Source organism: Sphingobacterium sp. UBA3519 (assembly GCF_002377215.1).
In the GTDB taxonomy this organism is placed as follows: domain Bacteria; phylum Bacteroidota; class Bacteroidia; order Sphingobacteriales; family Sphingobacteriaceae; genus Sphingobacterium; species Sphingobacterium multivorum.
The window spans coordinates 204,948-228,665 of sequence record NZ_DFPI01000033.1 but is presented as its reverse complement, the minus strand read 5'-3'; the positions used below and the strand labels follow the sequence as shown (position 1 = coordinate 228,665).

At 38.5% G+C, this 23,718-nt stretch carries 23 protein-coding genes and 1 pseudogene; 9 read left to right on the top strand and 15 right to left on the bottom strand.

Annotation, left to right across the window (positions count from 1 at the left end; genetic code table 11):
- Positions 1-46: 46 nt before the first annotated feature.
- Positions 47-997, bottom strand: a complete 951-nt coding sequence (locus tag B3297_RS21460; protein ID WP_286779466.1) for a helix-turn-helix domain-containing protein — start codon at positions 995-997, stop codon at positions 47-49.
- Between the two features lie 99 nt (positions 998-1,096).
- Positions 1,097-1,933 carry an SDR family NAD(P)-dependent oxidoreductase gene (locus B3297_RS21455; protein WP_286779465.1) on the bottom strand — a complete coding sequence of 279 codons (837 nt, stop codon included), beginning with the start codon at positions 1,931-1,933 and terminating at the stop codon, positions 1,097-1,099.
- Between the two features lie 634 nt (positions 1,934-2,567).
- On the opposite strand from B3297_RS21455, the pseudogene B3297_RS21450 reads away from it, so the two are divergent.
- Positions 2,568-2,753, top strand: a pseudogene (locus B3297_RS21450) (zinc-binding dehydrogenase); the annotation flags it as partial.
- Between the two features lie 77 nt (positions 2,754-2,830).
- Here B3297_RS21450 and B3297_RS21445 read toward each other — a convergent pair.
- Positions 2,831-3,016 carry a hypothetical protein gene (locus tag B3297_RS21445; protein ID WP_046675983.1) on the bottom strand — a complete coding sequence of 62 codons (186 nt, stop codon included), beginning with the start codon at positions 3,014-3,016 and terminating at the stop codon, positions 2,831-2,833.
- 39 nt (positions 3,017-3,055) lie between these two features.
- The gene (gene ligD / locus B3297_RS21440; RefSeq protein WP_286779464.1) at positions 3,056-5,755 is read right to left on the bottom strand and encodes a DNA ligase D; all 2,700 of its coding nucleotides are present in this window, start codon (positions 5,753-5,755) and stop codon (positions 3,056-3,058) included.
- A 328-nt stretch (positions 5,756-6,083) separates the two neighbouring features.
- Between ligD and B3297_RS21435 the strand changes: the two genes are divergently transcribed.
- Together B3297_RS21435 and B3297_RS21430 are read left to right on the top strand one after the other, a co-directional pair.
- Complete coding sequence (locus tag B3297_RS21435) at positions 6,084-6,872, top strand: PhzF family phenazine biosynthesis protein (RefSeq protein ID WP_286779463.1); 789 nt, start codon at positions 6,084-6,086, stop codon at positions 6,870-6,872.
- A 134-nt stretch (positions 6,873-7,006) separates the two neighbouring features.
- Complete coding sequence (locus tag B3297_RS21430) at positions 7,007-7,411, top strand: NUDIX hydrolase (RefSeq protein ID WP_286754528.1); 405 nt, start codon at positions 7,007-7,009, stop codon at positions 7,409-7,411.
- 312 nt (positions 7,412-7,723) lie between these two features.
- Here B3297_RS21430 and B3297_RS21425 read toward each other — a convergent pair whose 3' ends face one another.
- Positions 7,724-9,364 carry a hypothetical protein gene (locus B3297_RS21425; RefSeq protein ID WP_286779462.1) on the bottom strand — a complete coding sequence of 547 codons (1,641 nt, stop codon included), beginning with the start codon at positions 9,362-9,364 and terminating at the stop codon, positions 7,724-7,726.
- 372 nt (positions 9,365-9,736) lie between these two features.
- Here B3297_RS21425 and B3297_RS21420 point away from each other — a divergent pair, with 372 nt between their 5' ends.
- The 5 genes from B3297_RS21420 (at position 9,737) to B3297_RS21400 (ending at position 12,824) form a co-directional block, all read left to right on the top strand.
- Positions 9,737-9,856 carry a chromate resistance protein ChrB domain-containing protein gene (locus B3297_RS21420; protein ID WP_286754526.1) on the top strand — a complete coding sequence of 40 codons (120 nt, stop codon included), beginning with the start codon at positions 9,737-9,739 and terminating at the stop codon, positions 9,854-9,856.
- Complete coding sequence (locus tag B3297_RS21415; RefSeq protein ID WP_286754525.1) at positions 9,831-10,580, top strand: chromate resistance protein ChrB domain-containing protein; 750 nt, start codon at positions 9,831-9,833, stop codon at positions 10,578-10,580. Before B3297_RS21420 ends, B3297_RS21415 begins: the two co-directional genes overlap by 26 nt.
- Before the next feature lie 79 nt (positions 10,581-10,659).
- Positions 10,660-11,184 carry a hypothetical protein gene (locus B3297_RS21410; protein ID WP_286754524.1) on the top strand — a complete coding sequence of 175 codons (525 nt, stop codon included), beginning with the start codon at positions 10,660-10,662 and terminating at the stop codon, positions 11,182-11,184.
- A 115-nt stretch (positions 11,185-11,299) separates the two neighbouring features.
- On the top strand, positions 11,300-12,286 hold the full coding sequence (locus B3297_RS21405) for a DUF1259 domain-containing protein (protein ID WP_286754523.1): 987 nt from the start codon (positions 11,300-11,302) through the stop codon (positions 12,284-12,286).
- A gap of 67 nt (positions 12,287-12,353) precedes the next feature.
- A complete protein-coding gene (locus B3297_RS21400) occupies positions 12,354-12,824 on the top strand; it encodes a DinB family protein (RefSeq protein ID WP_070568482.1) in 471 nt (156 codons plus the stop codon).
- A gap of 208 nt (positions 12,825-13,032) precedes the next feature.
- Here B3297_RS21400 and B3297_RS21395 read toward each other — a convergent pair whose 3' ends face one another.
- The 6 genes from B3297_RS21395 to B3297_RS21370 all read right to left on the bottom strand — a co-directional run bounded on the left by B3297_RS21395 (position 13,033) and on the right by B3297_RS21370 (position 18,805).
- The gene (locus B3297_RS21395; RefSeq protein ID WP_070568485.1) at positions 13,033-13,722 is read right to left on the bottom strand and encodes an MBL fold metallo-hydrolase; all 690 of its coding nucleotides are present in this window, start codon (positions 13,720-13,722) and stop codon (positions 13,033-13,035) included.
- 54 nt (positions 13,723-13,776) lie between these two features.
- Positions 13,777-14,364, bottom strand: coding sequence for a Crp/Fnr family transcriptional regulator (locus B3297_RS21390; RefSeq protein WP_286754522.1), 588 nt, complete (start codon positions 14,362-14,364; stop codon positions 13,777-13,779).
- Positions 14,365-14,583: 219 nt separating this feature from the next.
- Positions 14,584-16,173: an MFS transporter gene (locus B3297_RS21385; protein ID WP_286779461.1), complete on the bottom strand. Its 1,590-nt coding sequence runs from the start codon at positions 16,171-16,173 to the stop codon at positions 14,584-14,586.
- A gap of 2 nt (positions 16,174-16,175) precedes the next feature.
- A complete protein-coding gene (locus B3297_RS21380) occupies positions 16,176-17,222 on the bottom strand; it encodes an HlyD family secretion protein (protein WP_286779460.1) in 1,047 nt (348 codons plus the stop codon).
- Between the two features lie 10 nt (positions 17,223-17,232).
- A complete protein-coding gene (locus B3297_RS21375) occupies positions 17,233-18,567 on the bottom strand; it encodes a TolC family protein (RefSeq protein WP_286779459.1) in 1,335 nt (444 codons plus the stop codon).
- Entirely contained in the window at positions 18,554-18,805 is a 252-nt protein-coding gene (locus tag B3297_RS21370; RefSeq protein WP_286779458.1) for a hypothetical protein, read from the bottom strand. The genes B3297_RS21375 and B3297_RS21370 overlap by 14 nt, the downstream gene beginning before the upstream one ends.
- A gap of 91 nt (positions 18,806-18,896) precedes the next feature.
- Here B3297_RS21370 and B3297_RS21365 point away from each other — a divergent pair, with 91 nt between their 5' ends.
- A complete protein-coding gene (locus B3297_RS21365; protein WP_286779457.1) occupies positions 18,897-19,676 on the top strand; it encodes an AraC family transcriptional regulator in 780 nt (259 codons plus the stop codon).
- 351 nt (positions 19,677-20,027) lie between these two features.
- On the opposite strand, the gene B3297_RS21360 is transcribed toward B3297_RS21365, so the two are convergent.
- From B3297_RS21360 to B3297_RS21345, 4 genes are all read right to left on the bottom strand, one after another.
- On the bottom strand, positions 20,028-20,855 hold the full coding sequence (locus tag B3297_RS21360; protein WP_066434328.1) for an RteC domain-containing protein: 828 nt from the start codon (positions 20,853-20,855) through the stop codon (positions 20,028-20,030).
- Between the two features lie 151 nt (positions 20,856-21,006).
- Entirely contained in the window at positions 21,007-21,228 is a 222-nt protein-coding gene (locus tag B3297_RS21355; protein ID WP_066434334.1) for a heavy-metal-associated domain-containing protein, read from the bottom strand.
- 122 nt (positions 21,229-21,350) lie between these two features.
- On the bottom strand, positions 21,351-22,205 hold the full coding sequence (locus B3297_RS21350; RefSeq protein ID WP_219071571.1) for a heavy metal-binding domain-containing protein: 855 nt from the start codon (positions 22,203-22,205) through the stop codon (positions 21,351-21,353).
- Between the two features lie 182 nt (positions 22,206-22,387).
- Positions 22,388-23,584 carry an MFS transporter gene (locus B3297_RS21345; RefSeq protein ID WP_066434337.1) on the bottom strand — a complete coding sequence of 399 codons (1,197 nt, stop codon included), beginning with the start codon at positions 23,582-23,584 and terminating at the stop codon, positions 22,388-22,390.
- Positions 23,585-23,718 lie beyond the last annotated feature (134 nt).

Genomic DNA, 23,718 nt, shown 5'->3' with positions numbered 1-23,718 from the left:
TCCGCCGCGGAAAAAATAGTGCGGAGAGTTTAAGTATCCGTAAAAATTAATTGAATTGGGCTCTATATTGTTGTGGACTTTGTTTGGTTTTTAATTTAAACAATCTGCTAAAAGATTGCGGTTGTTCAAAACCTAATTCAAATGCAATTTCAGAAATGCGGAGAGTTGTGGTAGATAACTTATTCTTTGCCCGATAAATCATTTTATCATGAATGATTTGCTGGGTGTTTTGACCGGTAAGGTTTCGCAACAGATCGCTTAAATAACTCGCTGACATATGCAGCTGCTCAGCCAGATAATTCACGGTGGGAACTCCTCCACTCAGGACCTTATCGCTATTGAAATAATCCTCCAACAATTGATCAATACGCTCGGCAATACTTGGATAGTTTTGTTTTCGGGTCAGAAACTGCCTGTTATAAAATCGTTGGGCATAATTAAGCAACAGTTCAATCTGGGCGATGATCACATTGTGGCTCATCTCGTCTATACGGTTCTCAAGTTCTTCTTCTATATTTCTGAAAAGTGATAGAATGGTTTCTTTTTCTTTGTTCGAAAGGTGCAACGCTTCATTGGTAGCGTAGGAGAAAAAGTGATACTGATGGATCTTTTGGGCTAACGGATAGTGCAATAAAAAATCAGGATCTATGAGCAGCGTGATCTGTGGGCGAAGTATGCTTTGTTCTCTAGTTTCCTTCTGCTTATCCGTTTCTATAGCAGAGAGAATCTGCTGAGGAGCAACAAAAAACAGACCGCCCTCTTTAAAATCAAATTTGGTATGGCCATAGATTAGTTCCCCTCCGGCATCTGGTTTAAAAGCTATTTTATAATAGTTCAACACATGTGATTTAGGAGGAGCATGACCTTCAAGTGGCTTGTCTACCCCATTCAACAAAACAATTAAGGGATGCTGCGGCGGCGGAAAACCTGATGCCTGCATGACATCGGCCAGCGTATTAAATCTTTTTACGGAATGATTCGATTTTTTGGAAACCATATTATAAAAATTCTAGGTTACAAGTTAAACAATATTCGCTTTTCCTCACAAAAAAGAAAAGCGAATAGATCGCAAGATTGTTAACGACGACATAGATCACTAGCCTTGGGCTGCTTGAGAAATCGCTTTCCAGGTTTCCCATTCCTGGAGACGCTCTGAATAAATTTGACGGATAAGTGGCAGATCATTTTTACCCAAAAGGAATCGCAACGGTGGGTTTTCAGCATCTACAATAGCAAATAGCGCATCGGCAGTGGCACTAGGATTTCCCCGCTTCATCGTTTGTAAATTTTTCATCACCTGACTTTTCAAATCGTCATAATCCGGTAGCTTTTTGCTGGCTATTTTCAGTGATTCGGTGCTGCCAAATTCGGTATTGTAACCCCCAGGTTCAATCAGCGTCACTTTGATGCCAAATGCCGCAACTTCTTTAGACAAACTATCGTAAATAGCTTCAAACGCAAATTTCGAAGAACAATAGTAGCCGATTAGGGGATTACTATAAATGCCGACAGCGCTGGATGTACCTAAAATATGGCCATGCCCTTGGGCTCGCAGTATGGGTAATGCTGCCTGAATCACATGGATAGGTCCGATAATATTTGTTTCATACATGGCTTTTACCTCATCAGTGCTACTCTCTTCAATGGTCCCCACTAAAGAATACCCTGCATTATTGAGCACAATATCCAATCTGCCAAAATACTGCTTGGCTTGGTGGATCGCATTTTGCACTTGGGAGCGATTGGTTACATCCACTTCAAGAACCAAAACCTGATCTCCATACGTTTCTTTTAACACGGCAATACTATTTATATTACGTGCTGTAGCTGCCACCTTGTCGCCACGTTTCAAAGCGGCTTCTGTCCATATTTTTCCAAACCCTCTTGAAGATCCTGTAATGAACCAAACTTTTTCCTTTTGCCTATTTTCCATTTTTAACTAATATTAATATGAATGCAAAGTTGCCTCTAAAATGGATTTACTTACGTTGCCATAATGAGGATTATCCTAACCAAAATAAAGAACAATGGGCTACTGGAATTTAGTATCATGGTATTAGAAAATTTCTCAACATGTTTTCAAGGCTGTGAAACAGCATTGGGATGATCTAGAAAAAACATTAGTTGTACAGCAAGATGAAGTAGCTAAAGGCAATATCTGCAAAAGGCAACCCGACATATACAATAAATATCCCAGGTTCAAGATTTGCTACCATATAGTAAAGAAGGCCGGAATAGTCCGGCCCTGATATATAGTTATGATCCCAATAATGGGATAGTCGGTTTCAAAAAATGCTGGCTTGACAAAGTGTAAATCAAGCCAGCAAAAGCAATCGTCTCATTTTTCGTATTAGGAACAACCGAAATGGAGTATTCGTTTGATCTTTTATAAAAAAGCTGAGCATCTGACTTAAGCCTCTTCCCTGTTACCCAAGAGCGCACTGGTACGAAACCCTTTTAAAATCATACCCTTATGTCTTTTGAAGAACTTGTTGATATGGCTTTCGTCTGTAAATCCAAATTCATAAGCCAGCAAAGCGGATGAGCTTCAGGCTCAAAAAAAACAATTACATGCCTATTATTTCATGTCGGTCTATTCAAATGGTCGCGATATGCAGAAAATAGCATCCTTATTGGAAAATGGTATTTTAAAACCACACATTTCGTATGTTTTCGGTTTCGACGAGATGGCAAAAGCTCATCTACAAATCGAAACCGGCCGTACCGTCGGAAAGATAGTGGTTACCTTATAAAACGGTCAGCGATGCAAAAAATGTATCGAGATCACCATATACTATAATCCCTGCTGGTCTTTAACTGGTGGCTAATACTAAGACTCGTCTTTGGTATTTTTCACCAGACCGATACCGGCAAAAAAGAAAATCAAAGCTAATACGCCCACTACCCCTAAATTGGTGTACGCAGTGCTTTTATTGATGAGTTCATAGCCTGTATAAATTAAACCGACAATACCAAGAATAGTCAGTATTGTTCCGAAAAAGCGTTTTACGTTCATAAATACTCGTTTAAAGTTATTGATTTTTAAAAATGAAATTTATTTATAATATTTATCCACTATACTTTTTAGGTTAATCCCTTTTCCCAATACAGGTTTAAAAATATCTCCTTCGCTCTGCATTCTTTCAATCGCATTTAAAATATGAAAATCGCTTATTTTTAACCCTTTTTTCACTTCGTCCCAATGAAGTGGCATAGACACTGTCGCTCCTGGCTTGGGGCGGACAGAATATGCGGCTGCAATGGTCGCATGTGGCCTGTTCTGCAAAAAATCAAGATACATTTTCCCTTTGCGGTCTTTTATGGACCGCTCTAGACTGGTGAATTTAGGAAGCTCATGATGGACTAGCGTGACAATTACCCGGGCAAACTCTTTAGATTGTTCGTAGGTATATTTGCCACCGAGCGGTATATAAATATGAAGCCCTGTAGAGCCACTGGTTTTGCAATAGCTAGTCGCCCCCATATCATCCAATATGCTCTTTGTGACCTGAGCAGCTTCAACAACCTGATCAAACGAATTTTTGTCCGGATCAAGGTCAATTATACAAAACGATGGATTTTCAGGCTTTTTAACCGTACTGCTCCAGGGGTTCATTTCAATGCAGCCAAGATTTGCCATATAGAGCAATGTGGCTTCGTCCTTGCCCACAAGATAATGACGGTCCTTTTCATCTGTTTCACTGTGGTAGAGATAGGTATCTGCCCATTCCGGTGCCGTATCAGTCACGTTCTTAAAATAAAAACCTTCGCCTTCAATGCCGTTCGGAAAACGGTTCATACTCTGTGGCCTATCCTTAAGATAGGGCAATATAAATGGAGCAGCCTGATAGTAATAATTGATGAGGTCTCTTTTGGTTATTCCCTCTTTCGGCCAAAACACCTTATCTAAATTGGTAAACTTTAGTTCATGGCCATTTACCTTTCTGACCTGGGTTTTATCGGTCGGATTTAATAGTGTTTTCCGCGGCCCTTTTACTCTGGGTGTAACAATTTTATCTTCCATATCGTCTACCATTTTTTCTGTAGGAGTTTCCTCCTCGAGAATTACTTTTTTGGCACTTTTATCTTCGCGCATTCCGTCAAACGAAGGATGCCGCATAATACCGTCGCTGGTTAATTCCGCAAAGCTCACCTCACAGACAAGCTCCGGTTTAAGCCATGTCACGGTAGCATGTGGCGGATTTGGTCTGAAACGCGAGGGCTTATTGACATCAGGTTCTTCAGAAAAAGGTGCTTTGTTGATAACAAGCGGTTTAAATAGCTTCATCATTTCTTTTTGAAGCTTATCATTAAAGCCAGTACCGACTTTTCCAGTGTAGATCAATTTTTTTCCTTCATAGACGCCTACAAGAAGGCTACTAAACTGCTTACTTGAATCATCATTCAGTGTATACCCGCCTATGACCACTTCCTGTCTTTTGTTTGCTTTAATTTTAAGCCAGTCCTTAGAACGATTATGGATATGATAGGTGCTATCTTTACGCTTCGCCATAATCCCTTCCAAGCCAAGCCTTTTAGCCTCCTCCAGAAAATGTATTCCGGAAGTTTCAAAATGTTCACTGACCAGGATACTGTTGCCTTTGGGGATGATTTCTTTTAAAATTGCCTTACGCTCGAGCAATGTCAGGTCTTTCAGGTCCTGTCCCTGATACCAAAGGATATCGAAAACGTAATAAACCAGATCGCCATCCGCTTCACTCCGCCAATTTTGGAGCGAGCCAAAATTGGCCGTGCCGTTTCCACCTAAAACGACAACTTCCCCATCCAAGATGGCATCTAATTTCAGCTCCTTCAATTGATCATAGATGGGATAGAATTTTTCATTAAAGCTCTTGTCATTACGGGATTTTAGTTCCACCTCACCTTTATTCATAAAAGCTACTGCGCGATATCCATCCCACTTGACTTCATAGATCCAGCCCTCATCATCAAAGGGTTTATCGACCAAGGTAGCGAGCATAGGCTCGATATGGGAATAGAATCTTTTTTTTGGCGTATTTTTTAAAAGTGCCTGAATATTCGTTTTCTTTTTGGAAGTCGCCGTAGGAACAGCTTCAAGCTGATCATTGATTAGCTCAGATGCTTTGTTTTTTGTTGAACGCTTATCTTTTACCGTACTGTCTTTTTTGATAATATGTTTACCATAAACCTGATCGGGTGATTTTTCCATCTGTGGAATTGTCTTGCCTGAGATCACTGATTTATCCTTTGTTGTAATATCTTTCTCACTGGCATATTTATCGTCTAGTTTCATGAGCAGCCACCCGTTATCTCCACGTCCGTGGGCTTTAACAAGAGCGAACTCTCCTTTTAGCTTTTGACCATTGAGCTTAAATTTAAGCTTGCCGGAATAGAGCTGATGCAACAGGTCTTTTTCTTGTTTAGCTACTTCCTTAATTCCACTTTCAGCTGGCTCATACGTCCCTTCATCCCAGACGATCACGGTACCGCCACCGTATTGACCTTTGGGGATCACCCCTTCAAAGTCTCGGTAATCATAGGGATGATCTTCTACCATCATAGCGAGGCGCTTAATACTAGGATCCATAGAAGGCCCTTTTGGCACCGCCCAACTTTTCAGAACACCATCCATCTCAAGACGAAAGTCGTAATGTAAATGAGAGGCATCATGTTTCTGCACAACAAAGCGTAATTCAGTCCCACTTGGCTGTCCCCCAAACGGCTCCGGGGTTTTCTCTTCAGAACGCTTTTCACGATATTTCGATAGTCCCATAGCTATTTATTTACTTTACCCCATTTTCTCTATAACACAATAGTAGCATGAAAAAGGTTTAAAATATTTCCCTCAAAATGTTGTTCAACTGTTTATTACTATTCATCATTTTGCTTCACAATAACATCTGCTGTATTTCTACCTAATTACAGTTAGGAAAAATTTGAGCGAAAAAGAACATAATAATCTTTGGATTTGACAGCCCGGGACCTGTTCAAAGGGATTGTACAGCATCGGTTAATATAGCGTTTACTGTCAAATTCTGTAAACAATGAAGCTAATCTTCATGAATTGAATTAACTTTACAAACGACAGCAATTTATCCATCATGAAGTTAGCACTATATCAAATAGATTCCTTTACAGAAGAAATTTTCCGGGGAAACCCAGCCTGCGTGGTACCGTTAAAAGAGTGGTTACCCGATGAGACACTGTTTAAAATTACACGTGAAAATGCGGTGGCGGAAACGGCCTTTTTCATAGATAACGGTGATACAATCCACTTAAGATGGTTTACACCTGAAATTGAAATGGACCTATGTGGCCATGCAACCTTAGCGACCGTCCATTGCCTGGTTAAGCACCTAGACTATCAAAAAAGCAAAATTGTTTTTGAAACGCAAGTAGGTGAATTAACTGTTGATATAAAAGACGAAGTTTATTATATGAATTTTCCATCCAGAATGCCACAGCCTTCCGCACTGCCCGACGTTATTAAAAACTCGCTTAACATCCAACCCAAAGAGATTTATAAATCAAGAGATTATGTTTTACTATACGAATCTGAGGAAGAGGTCAGAACCATCCACATTAACAGATCCATTTTTGATCTGATTAATCTTGATCCCGGAGGTGTGGTCGTCACAGCAACAGGAAACGACAGTGATTTTGTATCCAGATACTTTACACCGCAATCAACGATCCTCGAAGATCCCGTTACTGGGTCTGCCTATTGTTCCCTTATTCCGTTTTGGGCATCAAGATTGGGCAAGGATACTCTTTTTTCCCGTCAGCTGTCTGAAAGAGAGGGGCAACTTTATTGCGAAAACAAAAACGATAGAGTGATCGTGGCCGGTAAGGCCCGTACGTATTCTCAGGGTTTCATTTGGATCGATTAACGATCATTGCTTTAGAAGTACATCGTTAAAATGCTGTAATAAGAATAAAAAAAAACTTTAATCCAAACAGGAAAAAGCGAAGTGATCATAGCTTGTTAACCGCTTACATCATTTTAATTCACTAAATTTATAATATGGACAATAAGGTTATAGATAAGGTCGCATTGATCAGCATTTCGAATAAAAAAGTGTTGACGGCACTTTCCAAATCAAAATCAAAGCTCTATTTGCCAGGAGGCAAAAGAGAACCTAATGAATCCGACATAGAATGTCTGAAGCGAGAAATTAAGGAAGAACTCAACGTTGAGGTCCAAGAAGATTCGATCCGTTATTTTGAGACCTTCCAAGCCCCGGCCGATGGCAAAGAGGCCGATGTAATCGTGAAGATGACCTGCTATTTTGCGGATTATTCGGGCACACTACAGGCAGCAAGTGAAATCGATTCATTTGAATGGATAACCCTCAGTGATGTTGGCAGAACCTCTGCCGTCGTCCGACTTATATTGGGAAAATTGAAAGAACTAGACCTGATCAACTAGTGCCAACCGGAGCTGCTGCGACTTTAATGTGCTTATGATAAATACCAAGGTGTTTGAAAGTTTGTGCATGGCTCAGTAAAACAGTGAGATAAAGACAAAAAACCTTGAGGGGGGATCTCAAGGTTTTTACTACCTGTTATTAACCTAATTTATGAAAAGTATTCTTATAACAACGGTTGATTTGCTTTCGTTTTATTTTTTGTAAAAAAAGGCGTAGTTAGCTTCTCGAACATGGTTTTACCTTCACCCCCCATGTCCCTTTAACAACGAAAAATAACATAAGCGAAAATTATATCCTGCGCGATGTTTTAATCATTCTACCGCAATAGTTTCTTGATGAATTATAGCCCCATAATGATCTCGCTTGACATATCTATATACTCCTTTCGGAAGGTCTACCTGTAGCGAATCCTTTTTAGAAAGTGACAAGTAAACTGGAATAGCTGTTTTATCCAATTGATATTCCTTTTCATGATAAATGTAAATGGCCGATGTGCCTGATTTGGTCGAATCAGTATTCGGTATACTATAGCTGCGGTTTAAATCTTTTGCTCCAATTACTATTTTATCGCTATTCAGATTATTTGATAAATACAAGTCATAACCATTCAATATCTTGCTCTCGATAACATATACCAAATCATTAACATCGTTAATAGATAAAAACTTAACTTGATTAATTGTGTAAGGGTCAATTTTGCTTAGTTTCTTAAAATATTGAGCCATACTTTTGATTTCTCCGATATCTCCTTCTTCAATATGTCCTCCGCCAGCTAATACGATAAGTTTAACTTGATTTTTTGTAACGATTTCACTTTTTCTAATCAGATTTTTAGCTTGCTGTAGATCTCTATTGATTGTGTTTTCAAAATCTTCATAGCCTATTACTTTTAAGCCGTAAATTCTTGCTGTTCTGATGAGATTCGCCATATTAGGATCCCTGGTGTAAAATCCGCTCTCAACGTTTGGAAATCCCAGCTTATTAATTCGGTCATCATCTTCGGATAGACCTTCTAAAGCAAGGACATTAAAGCCTTCTTTGTAAAGTTTTGGCAGTAAAAGATTGATTAACAAACGACAACGTGGTTGTAAATGATTCTCATTAAACATAACCACTCGATGTTCCTTAATTTTCTCTACCAGTTGGTCAATGGTAATAGCAGTTTTTTCGACTGACTGTTGTTCTTGTTTAGTTTCGTTATCATATTGAACACTTTCACCAAGAAACGAACGATATGATTTTAATAGCTCGTTGGCAAATTGGCTATCTTCATTTTGCAGAACAAGTTTTTCCAGCGTATCTCTTGTAGAGAAATAATTCGCATATCCCTTATCTTTAAAAATTGATTCAGCTAGATTATAATAATCTGGTTCTTGAACGGGCTTCTGCTCGACAAATTTCTCTCCGTAAGCCAAAGAATTGTAGGACGTTTTTATGCCATTTAAAACATCTTTAACACTTTCTTGCATATCGGTGATTTCCGTCCTAACTTCACTGACCAAAAGAAATGAATCTCTGTGGTATGGGATCGCTACACGACTTATTATATTATCTCTATTTTTCTGGATACTACGATAATAAACACATTTATACATAGACGTATCTGCAGTGAACTTTGAGACATCTAAAGAAGTTTCCAAACTGCCGACAAAATACATTGGATTTCTTGTCACATCATATGTACCCCAAAAAACAATATTTTTTGATGGAAATTTTATCTTTCTTTTTCGAAAAATAGACCTGACATCTTTTAAATCTAGATACCTAGATCCAAAGTTTGCGTTCCCATAGAAGTCAATCTTTAGTCCTAAAGAATCATTTGTCAATTGATTCATTGCCCCTGGAGAAACCTTATTTAAGTTAGCTATTGGTATATTTACTGTTGTGCAGCTCGAAAGAAAAAAAAAGAATACCAAAATCTTACAGTGTATACTAAGCTTGGTATGGATCATAATGATAAGATTTTGGTTTAAATATCTATTAGCTATGTTTTGAATGAAGCATTACCTCCCTCTTAATCTTTCAAAGCGTTTCACTCTAATATAATAAAACACACTAATAAAGAAAGTATTTTTTTAAAACAGAATAAAAAGACAACGTATTGCTATTATAATAAATGTATTAAAAAAATCTATAAAAATCTGGACGATCGATTAACCTCTATTTTGTTAAGCGATCGCCATACCATACTTTTTTTTGGAAAGCTATCGAACGATTGAAATTAAATTTTAAACAAGTAATTCAAGATTTAAATTAAATACTTCCCTTTGTTTTTACACAATAATTATTGATCTTAATCATAATATTTTGACGAAAAGAAAGATATGGATTGGATTACACGTGAAAGACCAAAGATCGATAGGATTGCTTGTCCATGGCTGATAAAGCGTTTTATAAATCCGGACGCAAAAATAATATATGCCCCCCCTAGATACGGTCTTTGAAATTGCTAAACAAACGAAGGCCATTCCGTTTGATATTCCTGGTGTAGAATACAGTCATTATGCAGACGAGTGTACATTTGACTATTTCCTTAAAAAACATGAATTAAACGATCCGGCATTAAAACGAATTGCTGCAATTGTTCGTAGTGCGGACACGGATAGACATGATTTAATGCCACAATCTGCAGGTCTCGAGGCGATTTTTTCAGGTCTAGCTTACAATATCAAGGACGACAATCAGCTTTTGGAGATCGGAATGGTCATTTATGACGGCCTTTATAGCTGGGCTCAACACCTCTACCGACTGAAACATAGCAATGAAGGGCCAACTGAGGTTTTGCTCCTTAAAATCTATCACGAACATTTAAATGATAAGCAAAAAGAAAAATCTCCAGAATGGACCGCATTATTGCGGGAAATGATACAGGATCAAATCGATACAAATACAACATTAAGCTTAAATCAACTTTCCGAAGAACTGGATATTAGTTCAAGCTATTTGTCACGCGAATTCTCAAAATATTTTGAAAACTTAAATTATGGTGAGTACATCCGTAAAAAAAGAATAGAAAAAGCTATTGAACTTATGTCTGACCGCTCAATTTCCCTTACTGAAATAGCCTATCTGACAGGTTTTTCTGATCAAAGTCATTTCACGCGCATTTTTAAAAAATTTACAGGAAGTAATCCTTCAGAATATAGGAGGAAATCTTTTAAAAAGTAAGGAATATACAAAATAGTAAAATTTATTCTATTTTGAGATGTTACGTATTGGTTATACTTGCTTTTATAAAGCAGATATTATGAAACCAAACCGATACCACTCCTCTTACCATAAAACTTTTTGTGCAGCGATCATTATTATACTCTTATCATCATTACATTTAAGAGCCCAACAACCGAGCAAACTGGTTGCTTATGTTGGTATAGTAAACCCCATTGCTTCCCTATCATCTGGTACGATAACGCCAAATTTTAAAGATAGCTATCAGGTAGGTATGCCGACAGGTATCAATATACTTAGAGAAGGACACTTGGGATTTTCACTGGAAATGGTTCCCTACATTAAAGTAGCATCCGGGAACAGCAAAATGAGCAATTTCTTGTTCCATCCGGGCGTATTATTTCCCATCGGAAAGGAATTCACATTTATCGCCAGGGCTGCATTTGAAACTTCCGGACGATATGGGCTTACACCGGTATTAAGCAAGGTCATAACACATGGTCAGGCTGGAAAACTTTTTCTAGCAACTCCCTTCCCAGTCCGATTTGGCAATGAACAAAAAATTTCTATTGCTGCTGCTTTTCAATTCGGATATATATTCTAAATCGAATCGTGATCGATTAAAATTCCCAAATGAACAACAATAGTGGTGTTCATTTGTTGCAAGGGATAGTTTATTGTTTATACGTAGTAATATTTTCAAAATATAATAGATCAGGATGAAAAATTTTAGAAACTTAACGTCACGCAGAACGCTATTGAAAATGGGATTGCTCCTAACAGGCAGCGGACTAGTTGGTCTTAAAACAGTTCGTGCGTTTTCTACGACCACGTCGAATACGCCTGATCTAACCGAGGCTGAAATCCAGGGAATTGAAAAGGCTTTAGGAAAGAAAGGAAAATATAATACAAAAGAAGTTACACATAATACCAGTTTTCCCCGTAATGATCTAGCTGTGACCGTCAAAGGTAAGGATGTTCCTATATCTTTTGGCTTTGGAGGATGGGCTGCGATAAAGAGGACCATGGATGGAAAGAGTGCTGTGCTTATGAGTGATTGTGTTCTACTTCAGGAAGAAGTAAATCCCCTTATTACTGCTGCCCTTGAATCAGGTCTGGAAGTTGGGGCAATCCATAATCATTTCTTTTATGAAGAACCCCGAATCTTTTATATGCACATCCACGGAATGGGGGAACCAGTCGAATTGGCTCAGAAATACGCAGCAGCTATCTCAAACACTAAGATAGCTGTTGGAAATCAACCAGCACCACTGAATCAAAAACAAGATCCCGGGGATAAGATATTTAATGTTACGGAATTAAATAAAATTATCGGTCATGAGGCCGCGATAAACGGCTCAACAATCAAATATACCGTAGGACGATCCGATTTAAAAATTATGGCAATGGGAGCCGAAATGACATCATCGATCGGTTTAAACAGTTGGGCGTCATTTACCGGATCCGAAAACGAAGCCTATATTGCGGGTGACATCGCAATGTTAGACCATGAGGTCAATCAAGTTATCAGTACTTTAAGAAAACACCTTATCGAAATTGTAGCAATCCACAACCATATGCTTGGAGATGATCCACACATGATCTTTCTTCATTACTTTGGAGTCGGTCCTTCTAGGGAGCTGGCACTAGCTTTCAGAGATGCACTTCTTGTACTCGGCAAAAAATCGCATTGGCATAATCATTAATCGAATTAATTGATCTATTCGCTCCAATAAGACTTTATTAAACTGATCTAGAATCTTAACCAATACGATGACAACTGAATTATTTGAATTTGAAATTTTAAAGGCTAGCAGAATCAGGTTATTACAAGTAATGGAAACAGTTGATAATACCATATTATTTAAAATTCCAGAGACCTTTAACAATAATATCGTCTGGCAAATTGGCCACTGTATCACTTCTCAGCAGCGGCATATGTACATGCGTAGTGGACTACCAATGCATATATCGCAGGAATTTATGGAAGCATTCAAAATTGGAACGGCACCACATACGTGGAAAAATACGCCAGACATTGATGAAATAAAACATCTATTGCTTTATACAGTAAACCAACTTAGTAAAGATTTAACATCAGGTATATTTGTTGAATACCAATCGTTCAGCTTACCAATTGGCTTCTCCATCAATAATCATATCCAAGCGCTTCAAGCCGCTAACTTTCACGAAGCCGAGCACAGCGGAATAATATTAAGTTACTTAAAACTTCTAAGGCAATAAGATTTTTCCAGTCTTTCTTTGGGACAGTTATGACAGTGGATACGATATCTTGATATGGCTTCAAGGCCAATCGATATTGAATCTACGAAGATATCCATTTTCAGGATGTTAATCTTTAGATAATCATCGCAAAAACTGGATTTCAAAAAAGAGTTTTATACTGTCTATTCATTTGTAATTCCCTACTTGACGAGTCTGTACTGGAAGTTTACGAATTAAACCACGATACACATTTGGCCGCAAATTGCTCAAACTTTCGATCCGTATTTCGCATGACCGGGCCATGACCAAAGCATATCATAGAAGGATTTAATCCTGCTAACTTTTGGAGCGATCTGATGTTTTGCTGTTGATCCGACGTGAATATTTTTGGAGGGAGCCCTAGGCCAGGCACTGTAGTGAGCAGGTTCATATTTGTAGCAGCATCCCCGATTATCAATACACCATCCCGCTCACGGAATAAAGAAATATGACCGGCTGAATGGCCTGGAGTTTCTATGACCCGAAAGTTTCCAATGCTATCATTTTCAACGAGTGTACCATCGACTTTGTGGCCCTGCCCCGCCCAGTATTTTTGTTGAAGTTTTGCTAACCAATGTTTGGGATTTGGATAGTCATTAGTTACCATACCTGTTTCAGTCCTAAAAATTTCATTTTCATGGCAAAGTAAAGGTATTTCAAATTCATCACATAGTTGATCACTACAGCCCTGATGGTCTGCATGGGCATGCGTAAGCACATGTTGATGGACGGGTATTTTCTGAAGGGCTCCCTTCACCGTATTATATGAACTGCGTATCCCACAATCAACCAACACACCCTCTACTATATAGCAGTTGATACTATTTCGTGGCATCAATGGTACATGAAAAACTTCTTGGGCAATTTGATGTAACATAGCTTTTTTTTGCAAAACTATGGCACTCTATAGAAATAAATAAGGACATTTGTCCTATAATACTTTGGCGCGATGTATTTGTCCCTTCGCTCTTGTAAGAGATCGCTGCGTGATGCCCAGATATGAGGCGAGGTCTTGTGTCGCTATGCGCTGAACGAGCTTTGGTTCATTCGAAAGAACATGATGATATTTATCGAGCGCTGACTTATTATTGTAATTCAGGAGGTATTGTTCCTTTTGGATATATTCCCGTTCCATCACAGCTTGTATAACCTTGTTCCAAGAAGTCACTCGACCAAGCAGATATTGATAGTCAGCATAGTTTATCCGATGAATTATACTATCTTCTACAGCCCTGATACTCCTTCTGGATTTTTCCTGAGCGACAAACTCTGGGAATGAAGTTACAAACTCGTTTTCAAATTTGAAACAGGTTATATTTTCTCTCCCCTCCTTGTCGACGGCATATGCTTTTACCGCACCACTGGATATAAATCCAATATGACGACAGGGTTCGTCCGCACGAATAAAAAAATCACCCTTTTTCAAATCGTGTGGTTTGAAGAACTGAACAGAAAAATTCACTTCGTCAGCTGACAGTGTTCCTATCGAGAATAGATATTTTATTAGTGCATCCGTCATATTATCATATTGTGTCTTCTATTGCTGTTCTTAAAAAGCTCGGGGTCCCATACCAAATCCTGCATGCAAAATTAACAATAATCGACTATTGAAAGAAGTTGCTCCCTTTGTTCGGATTTCTCCATTTACCTGTGTCATAATATGCGTATTTAAACGCCCGGATTCTTTTCGCATAGTTGGAGAATATTTCGCGATGATAATTTCTGAAATATCAATATCTTAATATGGAACATTTCCCTTTCTTAGTTTCAAAACAACATCTTGAATTTGAGGCAAGAGTACTAAAATAAGAATGACAAAAATTAAACCTGTTAACATCAGATCATAATAATCCCTAATAGCACGAGCCAATATCTGCTGACTTACCATCTGATTCAAGTAGCCTGAGGATACTATTTTGGACATATATATATCGCTGCCTGCATTTGCGTATTGTTCCTGAATATCCAATAAGGTAATAGGCAACTGAAGGTTCGTCTCCGTGAGTGATTCCCGAACTTTTTCCCGTACGGATGATTTTGCAAATAATTGAAGTTCGTTGTTAAGCGCCAGACTAGCTGTAAATCCTATGAACCTTGAAAATATACCAATCAGAGCGGCATTGATGGCAATTTTGGAAGGTGCTGACGCGGCGGTAAATGAAACAATCGGAACAAACAACACCCCTGTTGCCGCGCCATACACAAACATAGGCAGAAGGAAGTCGGTTGTTTCACCCTGTACAGAAACAAATAGTATCATATAGGTATAATATACCGCCATCAACCCAAAACCAACAATAATCATCCTGATCAGGTTATACCCCATCAAGACAAATCGAGAAGTGATAAACATACTCAGTGTAGTTCCAGCAATTACAGCAATCCATACGGGAATAGTACTCAATGGATGGTTTCCTAAAATTACTTCAAGATAACCATAGGCTAGCCCAGTACTTCCTTTAAAAATATAAAAGGTAAAAAGAAGCAAAAGTCCAATAACGAAATTCTTTGCCCTAAAAATCTGTAAATTGATTAGTGGTCGCTTAAGTTTTAGTTCTCTGCTAATAAAAAGAGAAAGAATAATTACATTAACTAAACAAAGTGTGCTGATTAATGAACTATCAAACCATCCCAGTTGACGTCCGTACACAAGGATGTATCCTACGATCAAGATAAAAGACACATAAAATAAATAGCCGATCCAATCCACCTGATACAGTGGTATTTTTCTGGTAAACCTGGCCTTACCGTTCATGGTAAGTAAAACAACACTTGTCAGCATAATGACTACAATAACAAATCCGTAGAATATCCAGTTGAAGTCAAAGAAATAAAGGATGACACTGATATAGATGGAATAAAATGGCACCGCTATTTGTATACTGCCATAAAGGAGGCTATAAGCAATCACACGGGCACGTACAGACTGTAACCTTGGAAAAATAAGCTGTAACACAATGCCCGACATTAATGCACAGGTAATGCCCTGCAAAAACTGACAGAAAACAAATAATATCCAATCTCTGAAATAAAAACAAACCACAGCACATAGCACATTTACCCCAAGTGCCAGCAGTAGATATTCCCGTGGTGCGAAATACTTTACAATTCTAAAATCCAGCGCCAGGAAAGCTACGGTTGAACCATAGATAACGGCCATACCATATTGTACATCGGTAGCTTGTATTCCGTAAAAGCCCATCGCGGCACCTGGACTTCCGTAAAAGGCAAAACTAAACAGACTCGTCATGAGAATAGCAAATATGACAGACCTTGCCATCCATTCGGATACCCAGGATTTAAAAATTGGTATTTTGTGTACTTGCATCGTTAATTTTTTAAAATGTAAACATTTGCGTTCATTCCGGCAGATAGCTTAGTTAATTTTTCGGGTATATCGATCAGTTTAATCCGAACAGGAATACGTTGGATGATTTTAACAAAATTACCGGTAGCATTATCTGGCGGAAGCAGCGAATACCGGGATCCTGTGGTTGGCGAAAGGGACTCGATAGTACCTTTGAATTCTTCATTCGGAAAAGCATCGACTTCAATAGATACCGCTTGACCGATTTTGAATTTCCCAATCTGTGTTTCCTTAAAATTTGCCATTACCCACTTTTCCTCGGCTCTGTTCACTAAGAATGCCAATGTCTGTCCGGGCTGTATCAGTTGTCCCGCCTGAATGGTCTTTTTCCCAATTTGTCCATCAAAAGGTGCTGTGATAACGGCATATCGAATATCCAACGCTTGCCTTTTGAGAAGTGCTTCTTTGATCTTTATTTCTGCCTTTATGGCATTGTGCTGTACCCTGAAATCATTTAATTTGGATTCAGCGACGTGTAAAGAAGCTTTGGTCTGGTTATAATCTGATTGGGTGATGGATAAAGTAGCACTGATGTTGTCGAATTTTTGTTGTGTGGTCGATTCGTCCGCCAGTAGATTTTTATAGCGGTCAAATTCTTTTTGCTGCTGGTTCAATCGTGCTTTAGCACCTTCCAACTGGGCCTTAATGACGGCAATGCTTTTAACCTGCGTTTCCTCGCTTGCTGCCAAGATCGGTAATTTGGCCTGCGCGCTCATGAGTTCTGCTGACGCAGCATCTCTCTTTAACCCGTACTCGTCCTGTTCGATCACTACAAGGGTATCGCCTTTTTTTACCTGCTGATTGTCCTTATAATATATTTTACGGATATAGCCCCCTACTTTTGCGTTTATCGGGGAAAGATAGGCATCAATCTGAGCGTCGTTGGTCTGTTCATAGCGATGTCCTTCGAAGAAATAAACAGCTGCCCAAATAATAATTCCCACGAAGAATGTGATACCGAGCCATTTGGTTAGGCTTACAACAATTTTATCTGTTTTATTTTTGTTCATGATATTTGTATTAAAGAATTCCGATAATTGCCAATAGCCTGATATGCTTAAGTTTAACGTTTGTTTGTGCTGTTGTCAGATTAAATTTAGCTTCCAACAAAGCATTTTCGGCTTCCAGAAGATCGGTCAGAAGGGATTCCTGGTTTAAGTAGCTACTTCTGATAACACGAGCAGTTTCGGCGGTTTTAATGATATTTTGCTCTGCTGTTTCCATGCTTTCCAAGGCCTGTTTTTGCTGTAAATAAGCCTCTTTTACCTCAAGGTAGATCTCCTCTTTTTTAATATTTGCTTTTTCTCTTGCCTCATTACTGATCGCTTGAGCATGAGCGATGGAATGCTTGCTTTTGTATAGATTATCAATAGGAAACTGGACTTTGATCCCGGTCTGACCAAATCCCCATAGATCATTCGAATATGGATAAAATGAAATCTGCGGATAGGTGTAATTGTAAGTTGAATACAAGGAGATTTTGGGTAACAGCGTCGCTTTTACCTGCTTGATGTTCATTTCGCTCAATTTGACAGCGCTATAGGCTATCTTGTATTCCGGCGATTTGTTAAATGCGATGTCTAGATAATCCTCATAACCACCTTGAGTGATAGCCTTTAACTCGATTGTATCTTGGTATTTTATTGCAAGCTCAGCATCATTTTCTTTCCCCATCAGGATATTGAGCCGTTGTTTAGCGATTTCAATCTTCTTCGCGATATCAGAAAGGCTGAGTTCCAGTTGCGCTAATTTCACGGAGGTTCTTAATACATCGCTCTTTAGCACGGTGCCATTTTTATGCAAGCTTGCTACCAGTGTCAATTGTTTTTTTTCGGCTTCAATTTCTGCAGCAAGAAAATCCTGGAAATGCAGAAACTTATACAGATCAAAGTAAACAGCTGCAACATTGTATTTTATGTTGTGTTTTTGCAGATCGACTTCATATTGTGTACGTATCGCTTCTTCCTTTTTCATGGCGATGTTTCTTTTGTCCTTACCACCATTGTAAAGATTGACGTTCAGGTTGTAACCCACGCTGTAACCATAACCTTTTACAGGCACATCCTGCGGAGAAGAAAATAATCCATTGTCATAGATCAGGAATTTGGAATTGAGTTTTGCATCTCCACCAACAAAAAGCTCAGGCAACAAACGATCTTTCGCTTCCAATATTTCCAAATTGCTCTGCTGAAGATGTAGATCGGATAGTTTCAGTTGACGGTTATTTGTTTCGGCTACTTTCCAAATTTCTTCCAAGCTTAATACCAGCTCATTAGCTATATTTTGAGCATAGACTGATTGTACAAATAGGGTTAACAATAAGCTCAAAATCGGGACTATTTTATATTGTTTCATCGGTTTTGTTTATATATTTCTTTCTTTTTACTAGCCATGGTTTTACAATCTTTTTCAATTCATCAAAAGCAAAAGTTAAATCTACCATTGGCATAAAAGCATAGTTATACCCATAAGCAAACCAGAAAATATGTGCACTGTCAATTCCTTCATCTGAATGATGTAATTTATTAGCAGACTTTTGGTCCTGTGTTTCAAGTTGAAAATCTTTGCGCGATGTTATGATTTTATGTTTCATAATGACTTTACTATTATTACATAGCAAAAGTATCAAGCATGGCGAAGTATCATTTTATATAATTAGCCTAATATTTGTTAAATTTGGCCATATGGAAATTCTGAGCCAAATCATACATATTGTTGATCAAAATCCTGATTCAATCCTGGTGATGCGACAGCAGACGGAACAACGTTTGCCTGCCCACCAGCATAAGAAGGCTCAGTTGTTATTGGTTTATGGCGGGATTGCTTACCTGCAGACTGACGAAAAGGATTTCTATATTCCCTCAAATCATTATATCTGGATACCAAAAAATTATCGGCACAACCTGATGTTCAACACCAAGGACCTGTCTATTATCAATATTTATTTTCCGGAGGAAAGTGTTGGTAATTTTTATGAGGAGTTGGGGATTTATCCGGTGAGTAAGCTGCTGGCAGAGATGCTTTCTTTTAGTGAGAAGTGGCAAGGTAATTATTACAAAGGTTCGTGGGAATTTGAATTTTTAATTACGCTAAAAGGCCTACTATCAAAAGAAAATCTCAAAAAATTCTCCATTCAACTTCCAACAACAGACGATCAAAGGCTCAATACCATAATCGACAGTTTTAAAAATAGGTTAAATGAAAATCTAAGCTTAGCAATGATTGCGCAGCAATCGGGAATTAGTGTTCGTAGTCTCACCAGACTATTCCAGCATAAACTGCACATTACATTTGTTCAGTATTTAAAAATGCTACGGATTATTAAGGCAATGGAATTAATCAACGATACAGATTTGAATATGACTGAGATTGCCTACGAAATTGGTTATTCAAATATAGCGGCTTTCAGCAATAACTTTTATCTGCTTACCGACATGAGACCTACGGAGTTTAAAATGAAGTAAGGAATAAAACTTTACAGTCCGCCTGTATTCCCTTTGATCTGCGCATTATGGTCAGAACTCTGTCATAGTTCAATACCGATAGGCCCATATCAACTGCAATCGCCCCCTAATCCTTGAAAACTAACGGGGTAACGGTAGCTAAAGCAAATTCTTGATACATGTCAATCTTTTTTTTCGAGAAAAAGATTAATTTAGTCAAAACTGACTAATAAAGAGTAGTTTACAAGAACCGAAAGAGTTATCGGTAACGATTTAGTAATGGTGCTTACTACACTTGCTTTCATTCAATTACCTTGTAAATCATTACTGCAAATGTATAAAAAATAAAGGTAAAGCAGTGAAACTTTACCTTTATTTTTCGTCTTGCTCGTCCATCCTTTTGATAAGTGCATCCCGAAGACTATCGAGGAACTTTGTTCGGTTTATCTTCCTGCCTTTCAGTTCCAAATAGGAATGGTAGAAATCCCCTAAGTCAATATTAAATATATTTTCAAAAGTCTTGGCGATGATTTTTATATCTGCATTACCATTGTCAATTGAACCCTGCGAATGCAGCGAATAAATCAACTCAATGAGTGAAGTTTTACTACCTGTCCAGTTTAGGGGAGGCGTTTCAAGTAGCTTTCTCTGATTGTTATTGCTCAACTGGTCTTCGAGGTAAACCTGTATCAAGTCGTTGGCAATAATCTTAGCTACCTTGTAATCGTGCGAGGTTGCAAAATTATGGTCTGCTTCAAAATAATAGGTGTCTAAACTCAACTTTATATCGTGCTTGCCACGTAAAAAGAATTTATAGTCCAGATGAGTGCTGTTGGTTCTGTAATACTTGTAAAATTCCAAATTAGCATCGAAATACCTCTTGATTTTGGAAAGCTCAACATTCAGATATTTCTTGATGATTTTATCGCCGCCTCGTGGTCTTTTTGTTTCAATCTTGTAAATGGCATTGAAGTAGATGAGCTTCGATACTAATTGAGGCTTTAGCTGTTTGAAAAAAAGTATTTCGGCTTCATCATCTTTAAATCCATTCTTCTTAATGTATTTTTTTATCTCCTCAAGTTTCTGCAAGACTAATATAATTGCATTTTCATACGATATCAATGAATTACTTGGCTCATAGGTCAATTCGTTAATTCTATCGTCTAATTCGTTTATTATAGTTTGGTAATAATTTGTCATCGAAAGCGAAATTTAAAGTATGAAACCAATTAAAAAGCACAAAATGAGGCAGCAATTGCAGATAGCCCACAATAAATTGCCTCATTTTAGTATGTATTGATTGAGTATAAGAGAGCCCTATCCTTAATTAAAACTGGATAGGGCTAAGAGATTAAACCACTAATGGTTCTGCTTTAAAGCCTTTTTTCTTAACGATGGCAACTATTTCATCTTGTGTTATACCCTCTGATTTTACGGTTAAAATTTTGTCATTGTTGGCTGTATCTACATTCCATTCGCAGATACCGTCGGTACTGTCCAAATCCGCTTTTACCTTTGATACACAACCGCCACAATTAAGATTGGTCTTGAACTGAAATTCTGTATTTTCCATATTTTTTTAAACTTATTTACTATTGTTTTGAACTGTCGCAAAATTCAACATAATCCCGAAGTCTGCTATTGTGATATTCCGGGTTTAATTTGTGACTTTTACTGTTTTCCTGTTACAGACTATTAATGGTTGTGCGTGTGGTGGCTGTGGTCTTCTACCGATTTTTCGCCTTCTGATACGGTAATAGTAAAATCTGCCGTATGTACCACATTGTTTATTTTGAACTGTGCCCACAATCTATAAAGCCCTGCTTTTTTGATAAGCGTTTCGGCATAGATTGGGAAATTCTCTTTTGATACCGGGTGTATATGTAGAAAATCCTTATTAGTTTTACTTATCATTACGATATGGGCAGTCGCTCCGAGATAATTCTGCATATCCTTTTCCTCTAATTTCTTGCCGTCCTTTTCTACCGAAAATTGCAAGCCCTGATTTCTGTTTGTTTTAAAGTCTTCGCCGTTAAGCAGCGTTACCGTAAAACCATCTACGGTTGAAACCAATTTTGTCTTTAAATCGGCTGTTTGTGTTGCTGCCGTACCTTTTACCTCAATGGTTTGCTTATTGACCTCTCCCTCGGCTCCGTTCGGTTTGTAGTCGGTAAATAACAGGTATTTACCTGCTGTAGGGAATGTTTCTGAAACCTTATAAGAACCGTCTGCCTGTTCTTCGGGGTGGATATGGTCAAACCAGGTCAGTTCTTCATTCACTACCAAAAGGTGCATTTTCATTTCGTGCACTACTTCCAACGGTACATTTTTACCGTGTTCACTAATGGCGATGGATAGATTAGTTGGTTTACCTGCTTCCACATTTTGCGGGTCGGCAGCCACTTTTACTTCATACTGGCTTTTCTCTTTATTAACAGGGCTCAAAGCCATACCACATTTAGGGCATTTATCGCCTTTGTTTCCTTTTACTTCCGGGTGCATCGGACAAGCGTATGCGCTGTCGTGATTTGCGTGCTGATGTGCATTCATATCCTCTGATTTTTTATTATTACTTTCTGAATTGTTGCAGGCAGATAACGCTGCCAGTGAAACAACCGTGCTTAGTAATATGGTTTTAAATTATTCATTTATTTATCTCTCTTATTACAATACAAATTTCCGCATTAAATGGGTTGTATCTATTGTGATATTCTTTGTTTGATTTACGATTTTTACTGATTGCTAACGCTGTTCTTTTGGCTCATTACAATCCTGATAACCGCTATCAATGTGATGATAAGCATCGGTATCAGTACAATGTTTACGCCATTCCAACCCCAGTAATTAAACAGGCTGCCTGCAAAGAAGCTAGCAATACTGATTACTGCAAAAACCGTGAAATCGTGGAAAGCCTGCGTTTTTTCTTTCTCTTCGGGACGGTACACTTTGGTAAGCAATGACGAACCGCCGATAAACAGGAAGTTCCAACCTAAGCCCACGATGAACAATGCGGAAACGAAATGCGCAAAGCCTGTTCCCATCAGGGCAATGATGATGTACAGGAACAAAATCGCCAAACCGGAAATAATGATACGGTAAACGCCGAATTTCTGAATAAGCATACCTGTAAAGAATGACGGCAGGAACATACCTAATACGTGCCACTGGATAACCGTTGCGGAGCTGTCGGACGAATGCCCTACGCTGTGCATTGCTATCGGGGTAACAGTCATAGACATTCCCATTACGGCAAATGCGGTAGATGATGCCAGTATTGCAAGTATGGTATCTTTATTCTTAATGATTTCTTTTAACGGGCGACCTTTCTTTACCGCTTCATTGGTTTGTACCGCAGATGTTCTTTGCAGCTTTAAAAAGGAAACAACACCCAAAGCGACCACGCTTAACAGGATAATAGAAAAGTAGGGATAAGCGTAAGGAACCGCCCCTAAATGCTGCGTAAACCTCGCTAAGTTGGGTCCTGCGAATGCTGCAACAATGCCACCTGCAATAACAAAAGAAATTGCCTTGCTTTTCGCATAGTCGGGAATGGCATCAGCCGCCGCAAAACGATAGTATTGCGAAAAGCCTTGATAAGTACCAATGAGCATATTACCCACTGAAAACAGCCAAAAGGAATTTTGGATAATACCGTACCACGAAACCAAACCCGACAAAACACCTATCAGTGTACCTATCATAAAGGCATTGCGCTGACCTAATTTTCTAATAATGAGGGATGCGGGTATCATCATACCTGCCGTACCTACGGTAATCATTGCCAATGGTAAGGTCGCCAGATTTTTATCGGGAGCCATTTGTAAGCCTACCACACCCGAAAGTGTAATGACCAATATGGATGCAGTCTGGAACAACGCCTGCGAGGTAAACAGTAGATACACGTTGTTCCATTTTATTTTTGCTGTCATAATCTTAAAATTTATGATGCAAAATTGGCAATTTGTTTCGGGCTGCCTATTGTGATATTTCTTGTTTGATTTGTGAGGTTTACTGATTTAGTCTGGTATTGTAAATGCAAAAAGGTTATAGCATAACCGCTACA

Excerpts from the sequence above, each read along its gene's own strand:
- B3297_RS21460 (WP_286779466.1), bottom strand. The coding sequence starts at position 997 with ATGGTTTCCAAAAAATCGAATCATTCCGTAAAAAGATTTAATACGCTG.
- B3297_RS21455 (WP_286779465.1), bottom strand. The coding sequence starts at position 1,933 with ATGGAAAATAGGCAAAAGGAAAAAGTTTGGTTCATTACAGGATCTTCA.
- B3297_RS21445 (WP_046675983.1), bottom strand. The coding sequence starts at position 3,016 with ATGAACGTAAAACGCTTTTTCGGAACAATACTGACTATTCTTGGTATT.
- ligD (WP_286779464.1), bottom strand. The coding sequence starts at position 5,755 with ATGGGACTATCGAAATATCGTGAAAAGCGTTCTGAAGAGAAAACCCCG.
- B3297_RS21435 (WP_286779463.1), top strand. The coding sequence starts at position 6,084 with ATGAAGTTAGCACTATATCAAATAGATTCCTTTACAGAAGAAATTTTC.
- B3297_RS21430 (WP_286754528.1), top strand. The coding sequence starts at position 7,007 with ATGGACAATAAGGTTATAGATAAGGTCGCATTGATCAGCATTTCGAAT.
- B3297_RS21425 (WP_286779462.1), bottom strand. The coding sequence starts at position 9,364 with ATGATCCATACCAAGCTTAGTATACACTGTAAGATTTTGGTATTCTTT.
- B3297_RS21420 (WP_286754526.1), top strand. The coding sequence starts at position 9,737 with ATGGATTGGATTACACGTGAAAGACCAAAGATCGATAGGATTGCTTGT.
- B3297_RS21415 (WP_286754525.1), top strand. The coding sequence starts at position 9,831 with ATGCCCCCCCTAGATACGGTCTTTGAAATTGCTAAACAAACGAAGGCC.
- B3297_RS21410 (WP_286754524.1), top strand. The coding sequence starts at position 10,660 with ATGAAACCAAACCGATACCACTCCTCTTACCATAAAACTTTTTGTGCA.
- B3297_RS21405 (WP_286754523.1), top strand. The coding sequence starts at position 11,300 with ATGAAAAATTTTAGAAACTTAACGTCACGCAGAACGCTATTGAAAATG.
- B3297_RS21400 (WP_070568482.1), top strand. The coding sequence starts at position 12,354 with ATGACAACTGAATTATTTGAATTTGAAATTTTAAAGGCTAGCAGAATC.
- B3297_RS21395 (WP_070568485.1), bottom strand. The coding sequence starts at position 13,722 with ATGTTACATCAAATTGCCCAAGAAGTTTTTCATGTACCATTGATGCCA.
- B3297_RS21390 (WP_286754522.1), bottom strand. The coding sequence starts at position 14,364 with ATGACGGATGCACTAATAAAATATCTATTCTCGATAGGAACACTGTCA.
- B3297_RS21385 (WP_286779461.1), bottom strand. The coding sequence starts at position 16,173 with ATGCAAGTACACAAAATACCAATTTTTAAATCCTGGGTATCCGAATGG.
- B3297_RS21380 (WP_286779460.1), bottom strand. The coding sequence starts at position 17,222 with ATGAACAAAAATAAAACAGATAAAATTGTTGTAAGCCTAACCAAATGG.
- B3297_RS21375 (WP_286779459.1), bottom strand. The coding sequence starts at position 18,567 with ATGAAACAATATAAAATAGTCCCGATTTTGAGCTTATTGTTAACCCTA.
- B3297_RS21370 (WP_286779458.1), bottom strand. The coding sequence starts at position 18,805 with ATGAAACATAAAATCATAACATCGCGCAAAGATTTTCAACTTGAAACA.
- B3297_RS21365 (WP_286779457.1), top strand. The coding sequence starts at position 18,897 with ATGGAAATTCTGAGCCAAATCATACATATTGTTGATCAAAATCCTGAT.
- B3297_RS21360 (WP_066434328.1), bottom strand. The coding sequence starts at position 20,855 with ATGACAAATTATTACCAAACTATAATAAACGAATTAGACGATAGAATT.
- B3297_RS21355 (WP_066434334.1), bottom strand. The coding sequence starts at position 21,228 with ATGGAAAATACAGAATTTCAGTTCAAGACCAATCTTAATTGTGGCGGT.
- B3297_RS21350 (WP_219071571.1), bottom strand. The coding sequence starts at position 22,205 with ATGAATGCACATCAGCACGCAAATCACGACAGCGCATACGCTTGTCCG.
- B3297_RS21345 (WP_066434337.1), bottom strand. The coding sequence starts at position 23,584 with ATGACAGCAAAAATAAAATGGAACAACGTGTATCTACTGTTTACCTCG.